Annotated in this window: 13 protein-coding genes; 11 read left to right on the top strand and 2 right to left on the bottom strand. The window is 55.6% G+C overall.

The annotated features are described in order from the left end of the window. Positions 1 to 71 precede the first annotated feature (71 nt). The 8 genes from pyrR to pyrE all read left to right on the top strand — a co-directional run bounded on the left by pyrR (position 72) and on the right by pyrE (position 10308). Entirely contained in the window at positions 72 to 611 is a 540-nt protein-coding gene (pyrR, locus tag EDM57_RS16845; protein ID WP_122905848.1) for a bifunctional pyr operon transcriptional regulator/uracil phosphoribosyltransferase PyrR, read from the top strand. Between the two features lie 180 nt (positions 612 to 791). After that, positions 792 to 2126 (top strand): solute carrier family 23 protein, encoded by a 1335-nt coding sequence (locus EDM57_RS16840; protein ID WP_122905847.1) that lies wholly within the window; start codon positions 792 to 794, stop codon positions 2124 to 2126. A gap of 182 nt (positions 2127 to 2308) precedes the next feature. Beyond that, complete coding sequence (locus EDM57_RS16835) at positions 2309 to 3250, top strand: aspartate carbamoyltransferase catalytic subunit (protein ID WP_122905846.1); 942 nt, start codon at positions 2309 to 2311, stop codon at positions 3248 to 3250. Next, positions 3217 to 4497, top strand: a complete 1281-nt coding sequence (locus tag EDM57_RS16830; protein WP_122905845.1) for a dihydroorotase — start codon at positions 3217 to 3219, stop codon at positions 4495 to 4497. Before EDM57_RS16835 ends, EDM57_RS16830 begins: the two co-directional genes overlap by 34 nt. A gap of 63 nt (positions 4498 to 4560) precedes the next feature. Then, positions 4561 to 5658, top strand: a complete 1098-nt coding sequence (locus tag EDM57_RS16825; RefSeq protein WP_122905844.1) for a carbamoyl phosphate synthase small subunit — start codon at positions 4561 to 4563, stop codon at positions 5656 to 5658. Further along, positions 5642 to 8857 (top strand): carbamoyl-phosphate synthase large subunit, encoded by a 3216-nt coding sequence (gene carB / locus EDM57_RS16820; protein WP_122905843.1) that lies wholly within the window; start codon positions 5642 to 5644, stop codon positions 8855 to 8857. The genes EDM57_RS16825 and carB overlap by 17 nt, the downstream gene beginning before the upstream one ends. A 44-nt stretch (positions 8858 to 8901) precedes the next feature. Further along, complete coding sequence (gene pyrF, locus EDM57_RS16815) at positions 8902 to 9639, top strand: orotidine-5'-phosphate decarboxylase (protein ID WP_122905842.1); 738 nt, start codon at positions 8902 to 8904, stop codon at positions 9637 to 9639. 30 nt (positions 9640 to 9669) lie between these two features. Further along, positions 9670 to 10308, top strand: coding sequence for an orotate phosphoribosyltransferase (pyrE, locus tag EDM57_RS16810; RefSeq protein WP_122905864.1), 639 nt, complete (start codon positions 9670 to 9672; stop codon positions 10306 to 10308). A gap of 65 nt (positions 10309 to 10373) precedes the next feature. On the opposite strand, the gene EDM57_RS16805 is transcribed toward pyrE, so the two are convergent. Both EDM57_RS16805 and EDM57_RS16800 read right to left on the bottom strand, forming a co-directional pair. After that, positions 10374 to 11441: a saccharopine dehydrogenase family protein gene (locus EDM57_RS16805; RefSeq protein WP_122905841.1), complete on the bottom strand. Its 1068-nt coding sequence runs from the start codon at positions 11439 to 11441 to the stop codon at positions 10374 to 10376. A 106-nt stretch (positions 11442 to 11547) separates the two neighbouring features. Then, positions 11548 to 11862: an ArsR/SmtB family transcription factor gene (locus EDM57_RS16800; RefSeq protein WP_122905840.1), complete on the bottom strand. Its 315-nt coding sequence runs from the start codon at positions 11860 to 11862 to the stop codon at positions 11548 to 11550. 323 nt (positions 11863 to 12185) lie between these two features. Here EDM57_RS16800 and EDM57_RS16795 point away from each other — a divergent pair, with 323 nt between their 5' ends. The 3 genes from EDM57_RS16795 to zwf all read left to right on the top strand — a co-directional run bounded on the left by EDM57_RS16795 (position 12186) and on the right by zwf (position 15924). Further along, positions 12186 to 13376 (top strand): ATP-binding protein, encoded by a 1191-nt coding sequence (locus tag EDM57_RS16795; protein ID WP_122905839.1) that lies wholly within the window; start codon positions 12186 to 12188, stop codon positions 13374 to 13376. Positions 13377 to 13517: 141 nt separating this feature from the next. Continuing rightward, positions 13518 to 14135 carry an arylformamidase gene (gene kynB / locus EDM57_RS16790; RefSeq protein WP_122905838.1) on the top strand — a complete coding sequence of 206 codons (618 nt, stop codon included), beginning with the start codon at positions 13518 to 13520 and terminating at the stop codon, positions 14133 to 14135. Between the two features lie 289 nt (positions 14136 to 14424). Continuing rightward, positions 14425 to 15924, top strand: coding sequence for a glucose-6-phosphate dehydrogenase (zwf, locus tag EDM57_RS16785; RefSeq protein WP_122905837.1), 1500 nt, complete (start codon positions 14425 to 14427; stop codon positions 15922 to 15924). Positions 15925 to 15971: the final 47 nt, after the last annotated feature.

The following is a 15971-nucleotide window of genomic DNA, read 5'->3' as shown; positions in this document are numbered from 1 at the left end:
CTGCGGCTTCTTGTCTCCTGACAAGGAGCCTTTTTTCGTAAAGCCACAGTTCCCGTCGAGGAGGGATCGAGATGATTAACAAAAGTGTCATCATGGATGAAGCGGCCATCCGCCGCGCGCTTACTCGCATCGCCCACGAAATTATCGAGCGAAACAAGGGTGTCGAGGACTGTATCATCGTTGGCATCAAGACCAGAGGAATTTACCTCGCGAAGCGTCTGGTTGAAAGAATCGAGATGATCGAAAACGTCAAAGTACCAGTCGGAGAGCTGGACATTACGTTTTACCGCGATGATCTCCAGCACAAATCGGAGGACGCGGTCCTGCAAGGCGCGCAGCTTCCGGAGCAAATTACGGGAAAAACCGTCATTCTCGTGGATGACGTACTCTATACGGGACGGACGGTACGCGCCGCTTTGGATGCGTTGATCGACAGCGGGCGTCCGCGGATGATTCAACTTGCGGTACTCGTTGACCGCGGTCATCGCGAGTTGCCGATTCGCCCGGATTTCGTTGGGAAAAATTTGCCGACAGCACGCACCGAAATCGTCGATGTGCAATTGTCGGAGGTAGACCTGATGGATATTGTGTCCATCCGCCAACTCATCTAAATATAGGAACCCTCTTTAATAGCGATCCCGTGAGGTCGACAAGAGGCAGGAATCTTCCCATGCGCATCATGGTGAAGCTGGCCTCTTTGTGTCCGCACAAAGAGGTTTTTTGTTTGTAACAGAACAAAAGCGAAAGACAACGAGAAGAAAGAAAAAGAAGCTTAGGGGGAAGATAAAGTCATGAGCCAAAAAAACTATGTAGATGTTGACGAAATACCACATATTTCCAATTTGTTGCCACTGTCCATTCAACACTTGTTTGCGATGTTCGGAGCAACGGTGCTGGTGCCGATCCTGACCGGACTGGATGCCGCTACCGCCCTTTTGACGAGCGGGATCGGGACGCTGTTGTTCCTCTTTATCACCAAAGGAAAAATTCCGAACTACCTTGGTTCGTCCTTCGCCTTCATCGGTCCGATTATCGCAGTAACGGCGTCGCACGGAGTCGGAACGGCCTTGCTCGGCTGTTTTCTGTCAGGGATCGTGTACATCGTCGTAGCCGCCATCGTGCAAAAGGCAGGGGTCAAATGGCTGGACAAAGTGCTTCCTCCGGTCGTGATTGCCTCGGTTATCGTCGTCATCGGGCTCAGTCTGGCAGGTGTTGCGGTAGATATGGCAACGAAAGTGACCGTCAACAACCAGCCGCAAATTTCGCTGACCTCGATTGAAATTTCGCTCGTGACCATGCTGGTGACTATCCTGGCAGCGGTGCTGCTGCGCGGCTTCCTTGGTCTGATTCCCATCCTGATCGGAATTATCGTCGGTTATGTGTACACGCTCGTGCGTCACCCTGGACTGATTGATTTTCAAAAGTTGAGGGAAGCAGAATGGTTTGCCGCTCCGCCATTCAAGGTGGGCGAAGTGATGAGTGTCATCGGTGACGGTTCAGCCTGGATCGCCGCGCTCGTCATCGCGCCAGTCGCGTTCGTTACCCTGGCCGAGCATCTGGGCCACCTTTTGGTAACAAGCAAGGTCATGGATCGCGACCTGATGAAAAATCCGGGCCTGCACCGCAGCCTGCTCGGGGATGGGATCGCTACTTCCCTGGCGGCTTTCATCGGCGGACCGCCTGCAACGACCTATGGTGAAAACATCGGGGTGCTCGCTATCACACGCGTATACAGCAGAGCCGTTATCGGTCTTGCTGCGGTATTTGCCATCATATTCGCCTTCATCGGCAAGATCAGCGCCCTGCTGATGACAATCCCGACTCCGGTGCTCGGCGGTGTCTCCATCATTCTGTTCGGGATTATCGCTGCGCAAGGCTTGCGGATGTACGTCGAAAACAAAGTGGATTTTGCCAACAAACGCAATATGATCGTCGCGGCTGCCATTCTGGTAACGGGAATTGGCGGATACAAAATCAGCTTTGCCGGAATCGGGCTGCTCAGCGACCTGACCATTGACAATATCGCATTCTCCACCTTCCTGGGAATCTTCCTGCACCTCATCCTGCCGGGCAAAGAGTCCGCGATGGGGGAAGCGTCCCGCGAAGACGAAAAACAAATTGCCTAAAACGTTCCTCGTACCTTTAAATCCAGTCCCGAGAGGCTGGCAAGGCAGAGAACGCTGTTTTGGCTGCCCAAAAATGGCGCCGGATCGGCTTCTTGTCTCGCTTGCCTTTCGAGAGGCGAGCATGACAGGAAGCTTTTTCTTTCGAGAAAACAGGAAAAAACAGAGTAACCGGAGGGATTTCCATGAACAACCTAGCGCACTTGATTGGCCTGAAAGACTTGTCCAAGCAACAGATCGTCCAGCTCCTGGAACGCGCGCAGCACTGGGCCGAGAGACCGGGCGAGCAGGCCGACATTCTGCACGGCCGCTTTGTGGCGAACCTGTTCTTTGAAGCCAGCACCAGAACCCGTTTTTCGTTCGAGGTGGCACAAAAGCGACTTGGCGCACATGTGTTGAACTTCATTCCGGAAACCTCCTCCACCGTAAAAGGCGAGACGGTGTACGACACGATCCGCACGCTGGAAGCGATGGGCGTGGAAGCAGCCGTGATCCGCACGAAAAAAGAAGGACTGCTGCAAGAGCTCGCCCAAAGCGTCGACCTGAAGCTGGTTAACGCGGGCGACGGAACAAACGAGCATCCGACCCAATGTCTGCTCGACCTGCTGACCATGAAGCAGCAGTTCGGGATGCTGGAAGGCTTGACGGTCGCAATCATCGGAGACCTGCGTCACAGCCGTGTGCTCGGCTCGCATCTGCACGCCATGCCGAAGCTGGGCATGAATCTGATGCTCGCAGGCCCGCCTTCCATGATGCCAGCGCAAACCCCGCAAGGCGTCAAGGTTGTCGGCATGGAGGAAGCGGTTCAGACAGCAGACGTCGTAATGATGCTCCGCGTACAACTGGAGCGCCATGCCGAAACGCTCTACGTCTCCAAGGAAGAGTACCACAAGTCATACGGGCTCACACTTGAGCGGGCCAAAATGATGAAGCCAGGCGCGGTCATCATGCATCCGGCCCCGGTCAATCGCGGAGTTGAAATTCACACCGATCTGGTAGAATGCGAAACATCCTTGATTCAAAAACAAGTAACCAACGGAGTCGCAGCGAGAATGGCAGTGCTGGAAACTTTGCTGAAAGGGAGCGAGAGAAAATGGGAATCATCCTTGGAAACGGCAACGTACTGAATCAGGCGGGGGAACTCACTCCGGCAGAAATTTTGGTGGAAGACGGACGAATCGTGGGGATCGGGGAGAAGCTTTCCCGCGACGGCCATGAATGGGTAGATTGCAAAGGCGGGATGATTAGCGCGGGACTGATCGACGTCCACGTCCACCTGCGCGAGCCAGGCTTCGAGCATAAAGAAACGATTGCAACCGGAGCAAAAGCGGCGGTGCGCGGCGGCTTTACCACGATTGCCTGCATGCCGAACACGCGCCCGTCCATCGACAGCGTCGATACAGTGACCTATATCCTGGACAAAGCGCGCGAAGCGGGACTGGCGCGCGTGATTCCGTACGGCGCAATCACCGTACGCCAATTGGGAAAAGAACTGACAGACTTCGCCGCCTTGAAAGAAGCGGGAATTTTTGCCCTGACCGATGACGGTGTCGGCGTACAGTCGACGGCGATGATGAAAAAAGCGATGAAAGCAGCAGCCGAGCTCGGAATCTCCATCGTGGCTCACTGCGAGGACGAAGACCTGCTGATCCCGGGAGCCGCCCTGCACGACGGCGTGTTCGCTGCACGCCACGGACTGCCCGGCATTCCTTCCGAGTCGGAGTCCATCCACGTCGGACGCGACATTTTGCTGGCGGAGCAGACAGGTGTGCATTACCACGTCTGCCACATCAGTGCCAAAGAATCCGTGCGTCTGGTGCGCGACGGAAAACGCGCCGGTGTCAACGTAACGTGCGAAGTGACACCGCACCACCTGCTACTGTGCGACGAGGACATCCCGGACAGCCTGGATACGAACTGGAAAATGAATCCGCCGCTTCGTTCCCGCGAGGATCGCGCAGCACTGATCGCCGGACTCAAAGACGGCACGATTGACATGATCGCCACAGACCATGCGCCGCACACCCAGGAAGAAAAAGCAAACGGCATGGCCCGTGCGCCATTTGGCATCGTCGGTCTGGAGACGGCCTTCCCGCTGCTCTACACGAACCTCGTGCAAACAGGCGAGCTGACTTTGCAAAGACTGGTTGAACTTTTGACAGTAGAGCCAGCGAAAGCTTTCGGGCTGCCATACGGACGCCTGGAGGTCGGGGCGGCAGCAGACATCACTGTCATTGACCTGACCACGGAAAAGACGATTGATCCGACAGCTTTTGCGAGCAAAGGAACCAATACACCGTTCGCCGGATGGGCGTGCAAAGGATGGCCGATCCTGACACTGGTAGACGGCAAGATCGTCCATCATGACGCCTAGAGACTGGCAGCCAGTGTCCGCGGGAGAAGGCGGCTTTGACACGAAAATGGAGGAGGAGCATAGATGCGTGCAAGATTGATTTTGGAAGACGGAACAGAATTTATCGGAACGGCGTTCGGAGCGACGAAGGAATCCTACGGGGAAGTCGTCTTCAACACAGGACTGACAGGCTACCAGGAGGTTTTGTCTGACCCGTCCTACTGCGGGCAGATCGTAACCATGACATACCCGCTGATCGGCAACTACGGGATCAACCGCGACGACTTCGAAGCTGTTCGTCCGTACATTCACGGCTTCGTCGTCCGCGAGCATTGCGATATGCCGAGCAACTGGCGGAATACGAACACGCTGGATGAGCTGCTGAAAACATACGACATCCCCGGGATTGCTGGCGTGGACACGCGGATGCTGACGCGAAAAATCCGCTACCACGGCACGATGAAGGGCATGATTACGACGAGCGAAGCCCCGTTGGCCGAACTGCTCGCCGCCCTGAACAACACCACCTTGATGACCGATCAAGTTTCCCGCGTCTCTACCAAAAGCGTATTTAGCTGCCCAGGCACAGGCCATCGCGTCGTACTGGTAGACTTCGGCTCCAAGCACGGCATTTTGCGCGAGCTGACCAAGCGCAACTGCGACGTGGTAGTCGTGCCGTACAACGTGACGGCAGAAGAAATCCGCCGCATCCAGCCAGACGGCATCCTTTTGTCCAACGGCCCTGGCGACCCGAAAGACGTGCCGCAAGCAATCGAAATGATTCGCAGCATCCTGGGAGAATACCCGTTGTTCGGCATCTGCCTCGGCCATCAACTGTTCGCGCTCGCCTCTGGCGCCGACACGATGAAAATGAAATTCGGACACCGCGGCGGCAACCATCCGGTAAAAGAGCTGACAACCGGCCGCACATACATTACTTCCCAAAACCACAGCTACGCTGTAAAAGAAGATTCGCTCGCAGAAACGGAGCTGGAAGTTACCCATATTGCCCTCAACGACGGAACTGTCGAAGGGCTGCGCAACAAAGCGAAGAACGCCTTCTCCGTCCAGTACCACCCGGAAGCGGCGCCAGGCCCATACGACTCCGGCTATCTGTTCGACCAGTTTCTTGCGATGCTGGAAACCGCTAAGGAGGAAAAGACTCATGCCAAAACTCGCTAATCTGAAAAAAATCCTCGTCATCGGGTCTGGTCCGATTGTCATCGGTCAGGCCGCCGAGTTTGACTACGCAGGCACACAGGCTTGCGAAGCGTTGAAGGAAGAAGGCATGGAGGTTGTCTTGATTAACTCCAACCCGGCGACCATCATGACGGATACGAACATGGCGGACAAAGTGTACATTGAGCCGATCACGCCTGAGTTCGTCGCGCGTGTCATCCGCCAGGAAAAGCCGGACGGACTTTTGCCTACGCTCGGCGGACAAACGGGTCTGAACATGGCCGTCGCTCTTGCCGAAGCGGGCATTTTGGAAGAGGAAAATGTGAAGCTGCTCGGTACGAAGCTGGAATCGATCAAGCAGGCGGAAGACCGCGAGCTGTTCCGCGCGCTCATGAAAGAGCTGGGCGAGCCGGTACCGGAATCCGTGATTGTCAGCAGCGTAGAGGAAGCCGTAGATTTTGCCAATGAAATCGGCTACCCGATCATCGTGCGCCCTGCCTACACCTTGGGCGGAACTGGCGGCGGCATTTGCGAAGACGAAGAAAGCCTGCGCGAAATTGTGGCGAGCGGCCTGAAATACTCGCCGATTACACAATGCCTGATCGAGCGCAGCATTGCCGGCATGAAAGAAATCGAGTACGAAGTCATGCGCGACGCCAACGACAACTGCATCGTCGTCTGCAACATGGAAAACATCGACCCGGTCGGCGTGCACACGGGTGACTCCATCGTCGTAGCGCCGAGCCAGACGCTTGCGGACCGCGAGTATCAAATGCTGCGCTCGTCTGCGCTGAACATCATCCGCGCACTCGGCATCGAAGGCGGCTGCAATGTGCAATACGCGCTCGATCCGCACAGCTTCCAATACTACGTCATCGAGGTAAACCCGCGCGTGAGCCGTTCGTCTGCGCTCGCTTCCAAGGCGACGGGCTACCCGATTGCAAAAATGGCGGCGAAAATCGCCATCGGCTACACCCTGGATGAATTGAAAAACCCGGTAACGGGACAAACGTATGCCTGCTTCGAGCCGACACTCGACTACATCGTCAGCAAAATCCCGCGCTGGCCTTTTGACAAGTTCCAGTCTGCCAACCGCAAGCTCGGCACGCAAATGAAGGCGACTGGCGAAGTCATGGCAATCGGACGCACCTTTGAAGAGTCGATCATGAAAGCGATCCGTTCTCTGGAGATCGGCACGTACCATATCGAGATCAAAGGAACAGAAGAAATCAGCGAGGAGGAACTGAAAGCCCGTCTGGTGCAAGCGGATGACGAGCGTCTGTTCCTGTTGGCAGAGGCGCTGCGCCGCGGCTGGACCATCGAGCAACTGCACAGCCTGACGAAGATCGACCTGTTCTTCCTGCACAAGTTCCAGAAAATGGTTGCTTTTGAAAAAGAACTGGCAAACGGCCTGACGGCGGAGAAGCTGTTTGAAGCAAAACGGATGGGCTTCACCGACCGCAAAATCGCCGAACTGTGCGGCGAGACGGAAGAGGCAGTCCGCGCGCTGCGCAAGGAAAAAGGCTATGTCCCTGTGTACAAAATGGTCGATACGTGCGCAGCCGAATTTGAGGCGCAAACACCGTACTACTACTCCAGCTATGAGGTAGAGGACGAGCGCATCGAAACAGGCAAAAAACGCGTGGTCGTGCTCGGCTCCGGCCCGATTCGCATCGGCCAGGGGATCGAATTTGACTATGCGACCGTGCATGCAGTCTGGGCATTGCGCGAAGCAGGCTACGAGGCTGTGATTATCAACAACAACCCGGAAACGGTATCGACCGACTTCAACACTTCGGATCGCCTGTACTTCGAGCCGCTGTACATTGAAGACGTGATGAACATTCTCGATGTGGAAAAACCGGAAGGCGTAATTGTCCAGTTCGGCGGTCAAACCGCGATCAACCTGGCTGACAAGCTGGCGGAACGCGGCATCAAGATTCTGGGAACGAGCCTGGAAAACATCGACGCAGCGGAAAACCGCGAGAAGTTCGAAGCGCTGCTGCGCAGCCTCGACATCGCGCAACCGCCAGGCAAGACTGTAACCTCTGTGGAGCAAGCAGTGGTCGCAGCGGAAGCACTCGGCTTCCCGGTACTCGTGCGCCCATCCTACGTGCTTGGCGGACGCGCCATGGAGATCGTCTACAATCAGGCTGAGCTTTTGGAGTACATGGAAAAAGCGGTGAAGGTCAACCCGGATCATCCGGTACTGGTCGACCGTTACATGGTCGGCGTAGAGGCCGAAGTCGATGCGATCTGCGACGGGGAAAATGTTCTGATCCCGGGCATCATGGAGCACATCGAGCGCGCAGGGGTGCACTCCGGCGACTCCATTGCGGTTTATCCGCCGCAATCATTGTCCCAGGCGATCAAGGATGAACTGATCGAAATGACGACGAAGATCGCGCGGGCGCTGCAAATCAAAGGGCTGCTCAACATCCAGTTTGTCATCTACAAAGACCGTCCGTATGTGATCGAGGTGAACCCGCGTTCGTCCCGTACCGTGCCGTTCCTGTCCAAGGTGACAGGCATCCCGATGGCGAACATCGCGACGAAAGCGATTCTCGGCCACTCGATCGTCGAGCAAGGGTTCACGCCTGGCTACCATCCGGAAGAATCGGTCGTATCGGTAAAAGTGCCCGTGTTCTCCTTTGCGAAGCTGCGCCGCGTCGATATTACGCTCGGACCGGAAATGAAATCCACCGGGGAAGTCATGGGCCGCGAAAGCACCCTCGCCAAGGCGCTGTACAAAGGGCTGCTCGCAGCAGGCATGAACATCCCGACGCAAGGCACCTTGCTCGTCACGGTTGCCGACAAAGACAAGCAAGAGGCGCTCGCCATCGTGAAACGCTTCCGTCAGCTTGGCTTCAAGCTGATGGCGACAGCGGGCACAGCGGATTATCTGGAACAGGCTGGCCTGCCTGTGACCCGTGTCAACAAACTGTCCGAGGGCACGCCGAATTTGCTCGACGTAATCCATACCGGCGAGGCCAAGATCGTACTCAACACGCTGACCAAAGGCAAAACGCCGCAGCGCGACGGCTTCCGCATTCGCCGTGAGGCAGTGGAAAACGGCGCAGTTTGCCTGACGTCGCTGGATACAGCTTCGGCTCTTTTGCACGTACTGGAAACGATCACCTTCTCGACAGAAGCGATGCCTGCCCAACGCGCAGGTGCCAAAGTCGCTACGGTGACTGCATAAACGGACCCAAGCCATTAGACAGGAAGAAAAAAGGGGAGAGCAGTGTGCAACAACAACTGACAGATGTGCGGGAGCGTATGATTGTTGCGCTCGACTTTTCCAGCATGGATGAAGTGAAAAAATGCCTGGAGCGGTTGCAAGGGCATATCCGCTACGTAAAAGTGGGGATGGAGCTGGCCTATGCCGAAGGGCCTGCCATCGTTGCGTACCTGAAAGAACAAGGCTTGAAGGTGTTCGTCGACTTGAAGGTGCACGACATTCCCAACACAGCAAAAGGCGCGATGAAAAGCCTTGCCCGTCTCGGAGCGGACATGGTCAACGTCCATGCGGCTGGCGGCACAGCGATGATGGCAGCGGCGAGGGAAGGACTGGAGCAGGGGACAGCGGCTGGCGCTGCTCGTCCTCTCCTGATCGGCGTGACGATGCTGACCTCAACAAGCAAGGAAACGATGAACCACGAAATTGCGATTCCAGGCACGGTGGAAGACGTAGTGGTACACTACGCGAAGCTGACCAAGCAGGCTGGACTGGACGGGGTTGTCGCTTCGCCGCTGGAAGTGCCGCTGATTAAAAAGGCGGCGGGCGACTCGTTCGTCACCGTCACACCCGGCATTCGCCCGCTGGGGACAGACCAGGGCGACCAGACGCGGATTACGACGCCGGAACAGGCATTCCGCCTGGGCAGCGACTATCTCGTGATCGGACGCGCCATCACCGGAGCAAGCGATCCGGCAGGCGTATGGCAAAGCATTGTGGCAGCGGTCGAGGCAGACCGTGCGTAACAAGCATTCACGCGGGAAGGGATGGAAGAAATGACGACAACGACAACGGCTAAACAGATTGCGGCGCACCTTTTGGAAATCGGAGCGGTTCACCTGCGCCCGGAACAGCCTTTTACCTGGACTTCCGGGATCAAGTCCCCGATTTATTGCGACAACCGGATCACGATGTCTTATCCGCATGTGCGCCGGGCGATTGCGGGCGCGTTTGCCGCGCTTATCAAGGAGCGCTGTCCGGACGCGCAAGTCGTGGCAGGAACAGCTACGGCGGGCATTCCGCACGCGGCCTGGGTCGCGGAGCTGCTCGACCTGCCGATGATTTACGTGCGCGACAAGGCCAAAGGCCACGGCAGACAAAACCAGATCGAGGGTGCGCTGTCAAGAGGGCAAAAAGTAGTGGTGATCGAAGACTTGATTTCCACAGGCGGCAGTTCCCTGAAAGCAGCACAGGCGGTTCAGGCAGAAGGCGGCGAAGTGCTTGGCGTAGTGGCGATTTTCAGCTACCAGTTCCCCGATGCCGAAGCTTTGTTTGCCGAAGCAGGCATTCCTTGCACGACGATTTCCAACTACACGGCACTGCTTGAGGCAGCAAAAGAGCAAGGCGTGATTACCGCCGAGCAAGAGAGCATCCTGGGCGAATGGCGCAAATCCCCGCGGACGTTTTTTGAATAATACGCTGATGTTGCAAAAACTTGCGAAGAGTGGAGACAGTTGCGAAGACTGCTCCACTCTTTTTTTCATAGCTTTACCTGTATTTTCACCCCTTCTGATTTATAGTAAGCAGTGATCCACTGCTCATCGGCCTGCGACGCAGCCAAGCTTTCCGGAAAAAAGATGCCTGGTGTCGCGGCTGTGCCCTCATCTGCCAGTATGCGCTGGGCCTGGATGGCCGCGCCTGTCGCCGTCAAATGAGTTTGTCCGTTCGGATCGCTGATCTCTATCTGGCGACGGATGCGCACGCCGCGCTGATCTTTACCTTCGATCTGAACGACGACTTCGTGAGCCGCGCCCTGGCCCGGGTTGTACAGGATGCTTTGCCGCAGCTTTTGCCCGAGCAGCTTCCATATGCCGCTGCGCACGAGCGAAACTAGCGCCGTCGTCGCCCATTTCTGATCGAAAGCGATGCGGAAGCTGGCGGAGGAGACAGACGGCACCTGCACGAGCGTCAGGTGATCGGGAGTGTCCAGCCGGTAGCAGTTCGTGCGAAAGCCGCCCGGAAATGTAACGGCAAGCGGATCAGACATGGGCAAGACCGTTCTCGCCGCGCCTTTCGTGTAGACGTCAAACGGAATGGTCAAACGGTTCATGTAGGCGGCAGAATCCGGCCCGGCCTTGTCCTGCATGGCGTACAGGGCAAAAATGTCGATTGTCACATCCTGCAGGTCAGCGGCATACAGTTTGCCAAACAGGGCGGGCGTGCCTGCCATCCAGCCGGAGGCGAGAACAACAGGAGACTGCAGCTCGCTTTTGCTCAGCCGCTCGATTGCACGTGAGAATCGCTCGGTCCAGCGCGTAATGTCGACAACTGGAATGCGGCGAGAGACGGCGGCAAGCAACAGGGAATCATCCGGATCGTTGACCGCGTTGATGATGAGCGACAAGTCATCAGGAGCGTGGGCAAGCGGATCTTGCGCGGTCGTGTTCACGAGCAGCGAATGCAGCCGCGGGGAAGCGAAGGGAAGCGGCTTTCCCGGATGTCTGCCGCCCAAGAGCAACTGCACCTCCTGGTTTTGATCGTGCAAAATTTTCGCGATTTGGCTGCCGACGGTCCCATACCCGCCGACAATTAATACTTTTTTCTCCATTTTCTCACGCACTCCTTGGATTAAAAGTTTATTCGTTTAAGTTTATTAACATAAGGAGGTTAAGAAAAGGGACACTTTGTCCCGTGGTGCTGGCTGCGATGGCTTTCTAACACTCTTCCTCCACAAATTGAACAAGCTGCTTAAACAGGCTGATCGCCTCCGCAATTTCCAGACGGTAGTAAATCTCTGTCCCTTTCTTCTGCGCCTGAAGCAACCCAGCCTGCCGCAAAATTTTCAAATGGTGCGAAACGGTCGGTCTGGACATGGGAATGTGTTCCGCGATTTGTGAGACGTTCAAGCTCTCCTTGTCAATCAGCAGAGCGACGATTTGCTGGCGAACCGGATCGCCCAGTCCTTGGAAATAAGGGCTTAATTGCATGAAAAGTTGAATGGCTTTTTCGGTACAGGTTGGCTGACTCATCGCTACACTCCGTTAATAAACTTAATCATTTGAACGTAGTATAAAGCTTCTTTCTTTTGTTTGCAACACGAAACCTTGCCTTTTCACAGAACGGGCCTGTTACCTTGCAGGATCCAGTTGAAAGGGATTGGCTGTCCGCTTCAAGGGACCAACTGCTCATTTGCGACTTACCATATTCTGCTTGCAGGACGTTTGCATTATAATAAAGACGTTCGCGCTCCGTTTTCGGAAGGGATGGAAGACTTTTTCCCTAGAATGGAAGTCATGCCACCGCAAGCTGCACATACATAAAACGATGAAAACGACGGCAGAGGATGAAGCACATGGCGAAGATCGAGATCATAAAAAGCATGCTGAGCGATGACAAGGAAAACGCACATGCATGGTTTCTGTTGGGATTGGAGCAAGCGGAGCGGGGGAATCACACGGAAGCAATGCAGGCCTTTACGAAAGCGCTCGCGTACGGAAACGAAAAGATAAAAGGAAAAATCATAACGGAGCTGAACAGGCTCCAGGAAGATACAGCGTTATTTGCAACGGGAAAAGGGAGCGAAAGGTGGGCAACCTCCCCCTACAGCTTGACACCTGCTGCACAGATTCCCATGCTTGAGCGAGGCAGCGGGAAAACCATTGCGAAACAGGAGGAACGATCCGCTTTTCCGACCCGCTATCAAGCTGTCGGCGGTTTGGAGCATGTAAAAGCAGCGATTCACGACACGCTTTTTGCTTTTGCACGACAGCCGGAGGGGCACGCTGAACTTGTCCCGCGAAAGGGAGTCCTTCTCTACGGCCCACCAGGGTGCGGCAAGTCGTTGCTTGCCAAAGCGACAGCAGAAGAATACGGCGCTCACTTTTTGCCTGTGCCTGCAGCGGTCAGTGGAGATGCTGTTTTGGGCAGGGCGGAGTCGTTTGTGCCTTCCGTTTATGGGCATGCGGCTTCCAAAGAAGCAGCGTGTCTCGTTTTTTTGGATGAGCTGGACGGGGCTTTTTGTCAGCCGGACGTGTTCGCTTCCTCGTGCAGCTTACCGCCTGCCGGAAAGTGGCTTTCGCAGCTGAGGGAGCTGGAGATTGACAAGGACAGGCTGCGCGTTTTGGGAGCGACAAATGTGCCGTGGGAAATCGACCTGGCCTGGATGCGGGAAAACGGCTTCGAGCGTCTGCTTTTTGTCGGGCCGCCTGACCGGGCAGCACGAGAGGATATTTTCCGGCTGAAACTGCAAGACCGCCCTTCGGAGCCGATTGACTACTCCCAACTGGCAGGCTGGACTGAGTATTATTCGGGAGCAGATATTGAATACGTGGTAGAGCTGGCAACCGAGCAGGTTTTCCATGATCTGCTGACAAAAGGAATCGAAAGGCCGATCCAGATGAGCGACCTGCGGGAATCGATAGCGGCAACCCGGCCGACGACAATCGAGTGGCTCAGGACAATCAAGGAGCATTTGCCAAAGATCAACGCGGGCGGCGATTATGCGGCTGTGGAACAATATTTGGCGATGCATCGGCGCATTTGAAAAAGGAGGACCGCATTCGCGAAAAAGCGAGTCAGGCGGCGCCTCCTTTTTTGCGGAATAGAAACAATATTGACGCAACGTCTGTCTTTCTATAATCTGAGGATAATCGAGCGTATTCAGCAAATAATGGGAGGAATCGACATGAAGCTGTACGACATTTCCCGACCGCTGTCGGAAGCTACGCCGACCTGGCCAGGTGATACCGCTTATCGCTATACCGTAAACTGGCCGAAGTCGGAGAGTGGCTCTGTCAATGTAGGAAAGCTCGTGATGAGCATCCATACAGGAACACATGTAGATGCCCCTTTTCATTTTGATGACGAGGGCAAAAAGACGCTGGAACTGCCGCTCGATCTGTATGTGGGGGCGGCGAGAGTCGTCGATGTGTCGGGACGCACGAGCGTTGGCGCTGCCGATTTTGCAGGAGTTGATCTGTCCGGCGTGACGCGCTTGCTGCTGAAAACATTGTCGTGGTCCGATCCTCATCAGTTTCCCCAAGAGATATGCTACCTCCGGCCTGATTTGCCGCCGTATCTTGCCGAGAAAGGCATTCGGCTGCTCGGCGTGGATGTGCCTTCTGTCGACCCGCTGGACAGCAAGGAGCTGCCTGCGCATCATGGCTTGCACCAACATGGAATCCATATTCTGGAAGGGCTTTTGCTGGACGAGATCGAGCCTGGCGATTACGAGCTGATTGCGCTGCCGCTCGCCCTGGCGGATGCCGATGGCAGTCCTGTCCGCGCCGTTCTGCGCCGCTGACGCTATAGCGAACGCGATCACAGGCGAAAAACCGTCCATACCGGGAAGCGGCATGCACGGTTTTTCAGTGGCTTTATCTCAACTTACTTCCTGCGTGATTTGCAAAAGAGGGGAGGTCTTCTCGATGACATCCCAGTTCATGCACACGTCTCATGCGCGGCAGCGCGAGATCTGGAAGCAATTCTTCGCAGGTGTTTAGCTTGATAAGGCAGCCGTTTTCTCTAATAATAACGGTGTGCAACAATAATCCAGTCAGCATGGTTAGCGTACGGAAGGAAGGAAACAGCATATGGAACCGATGAGCTTTGTCCTTTTTGGTGCTACAGGAGATTTGGCGAAACGCAAAATTTTTCCGGCTTTGTTCAATCTGTTTGTCGATAAAAAGCTGCCCGCTGCCTTTTCCATTGTCGGCGTAGGCAGAAGGGCTTGGTCTGATACAGAGTTTATCCGGAGTGTGGAGCAGTCCATCCGGGATTTTTCCCGTCGCCACGACATCGACCGGGCGCTGCTTGAGCTGTTTTTGTCGGCGTTTTCGTATGTGGCAGTCGATGTGACGGATGCTGCTGCATACGAGCCGCTGCTGGAACGGATCGAGCAACGGGAAAGAGAGCTGCATCTCCCGCAAAACCGCATGTTCTATCTGTCGGTGGCCCCCGAATATTTTGAGGTGATCGCAGCCAACATCCAGAAGAGCGGACTCGGCTCTTTGCAAGGCTGGAAGCGCCTGATTATCGAAAAGCCGTTCGGGCGTGACCTGCAATCGGCGGAAGACTTGAACCAAAAGCTGACGCAGGCTTTTGCCGAAGAAGAGATTTACCGGATCGATCATTATTTGGGCAAGGCCATGGTGCAAAATCTGGAGGCGCTGGAGTTTGCCAACCCGGTTCTGGCCGCGCTTTGGAACAATCAGCACATTGCGAACGTGCAGATTACGGCCAGCGAGACGGTCGGGGTGGAGGAGAGAGCAGGCTTTTACGAGCAGGCCGGCGCGCTCCGCGATATGGTGCAAAACCACATGCTGCAAATGCTGATGATGGTCGCCATGCACATTCCCAAGCGGATTACGGCAACCGATATTCGGGCACAAAAGCGCAAGGTGATGGAGGCAGTGCGGCCAATGGCAATCGAAGAGGTGGCGAAAAACGTCGTGCGCGCCCAGTATGGCCCAGGGCAAATCGGGCAGACGCCTGTTGTCGGCTACCGGGACGAGCCTGGCGTATCGCCTGCATCCATGACGGAAACGTATATTGCGGCGCGTGTCTGGATTGACGATCCGTTCTGGAGCGGAGTGCCTTTTTACATTCGCACCGGAAAGCGGCTGAAAGAAAAGGCAACCCGCATCGTCATTGAGTTCAAAAATCCCTTGGAGCAGCTTTATCGGGAGCAGCAGGAAAATACAGCGCCCAACCTGCTCATCATCAACGTGCACCCCAATGAAGGAATCGCCTTGCAGTTGAATAGCAAGAATCCGGCCAATAGCGGAAAAATTGAGCCTGTAACGGTCAATTTCAACTCAGGCCACAAGGATGTTCCCGAGGCGTACGAGCGGCTGCTGTTTGATGCGCTGCGCGGAGATTCTACCTACTTTGCCCACTGGAATGAAGTGCGCCTGTCGTGGAAATGGGTGGAGCCGATCCTTGCCGCCTTCGAACGCAATCTCGTTCCGCTTGTGACCTATGAGGCTGGTTCACACGGACCCGAGGCCGCGTGCGAATTGCTTCGCGAAGAAGGATTTTCCTGGTGGCTGGATAATATAGAAGAGCGGGAGCTGGCGCCCGTGCATGGGTAAGAGGCGCCAGACTCTGTCTGACGAAGCAACGACTAAGGGGGAAAGCG

Origin of the sequence: Brevibacillus gelatini (assembly GCF_003710935.1) — a bacterium.
GTDB classification, from domain to species: Bacteria; Bacillota; Bacilli; order Brevibacillales; family Brevibacillaceae; genus Brevibacillus; species Brevibacillus gelatini.
Note: the sequence above shows the minus strand (reverse complement) of the source record. Positions and strands in the feature narration are given on the sequence as shown.

Excerpts from the sequence above, each read along its gene's own strand:
- pyrR (WP_122905848.1), top strand. The coding sequence starts at position 72 with ATGATTAACAAAAGTGTCATCATGGATGAAGCGGCCATCCGCCGCGCG.
- EDM57_RS16840 (WP_122905847.1), top strand. The coding sequence starts at position 792 with ATGAGCCAAAAAAACTATGTAGATGTTGACGAAATACCACATATTTCC.
- EDM57_RS16835 (WP_122905846.1), top strand. The coding sequence starts at position 2,309 with ATGAACAACCTAGCGCACTTGATTGGCCTGAAAGACTTGTCCAAGCAA.
- EDM57_RS16830 (WP_122905845.1), top strand. The coding sequence starts at position 3,217 with ATGGGAATCATCCTTGGAAACGGCAACGTACTGAATCAGGCGGGGGAA.
- EDM57_RS16825 (WP_122905844.1), top strand. The coding sequence starts at position 4,561 with ATGCGTGCAAGATTGATTTTGGAAGACGGAACAGAATTTATCGGAACG.
- carB (WP_122905843.1), top strand. The coding sequence starts at position 5,642 with ATGCCAAAACTCGCTAATCTGAAAAAAATCCTCGTCATCGGGTCTGGT.
- pyrE (WP_122905864.1), top strand. The coding sequence starts at position 9,670 with ATGACGACAACGACAACGGCTAAACAGATTGCGGCGCACCTTTTGGAA.
- EDM57_RS16805 (WP_122905841.1), bottom strand. The coding sequence starts at position 11,441 with ATGGAGAAAAAAGTATTAATTGTCGGCGGGTATGGGACCGTCGGCAGC.
- EDM57_RS16800 (WP_122905840.1), bottom strand. The coding sequence starts at position 11,862 with ATGAGTCAGCCAACCTGTACCGAAAAAGCCATTCAACTTTTCATGCAA.
- EDM57_RS16795 (WP_122905839.1), top strand. The coding sequence starts at position 12,186 with ATGGCGAAGATCGAGATCATAAAAAGCATGCTGAGCGATGACAAGGAA.
- kynB (WP_122905838.1), top strand. The coding sequence starts at position 13,518 with ATGAAGCTGTACGACATTTCCCGACCGCTGTCGGAAGCTACGCCGACC.
- zwf (WP_122905837.1), top strand. The coding sequence starts at position 14,425 with ATGGAACCGATGAGCTTTGTCCTTTTTGGTGCTACAGGAGATTTGGCG.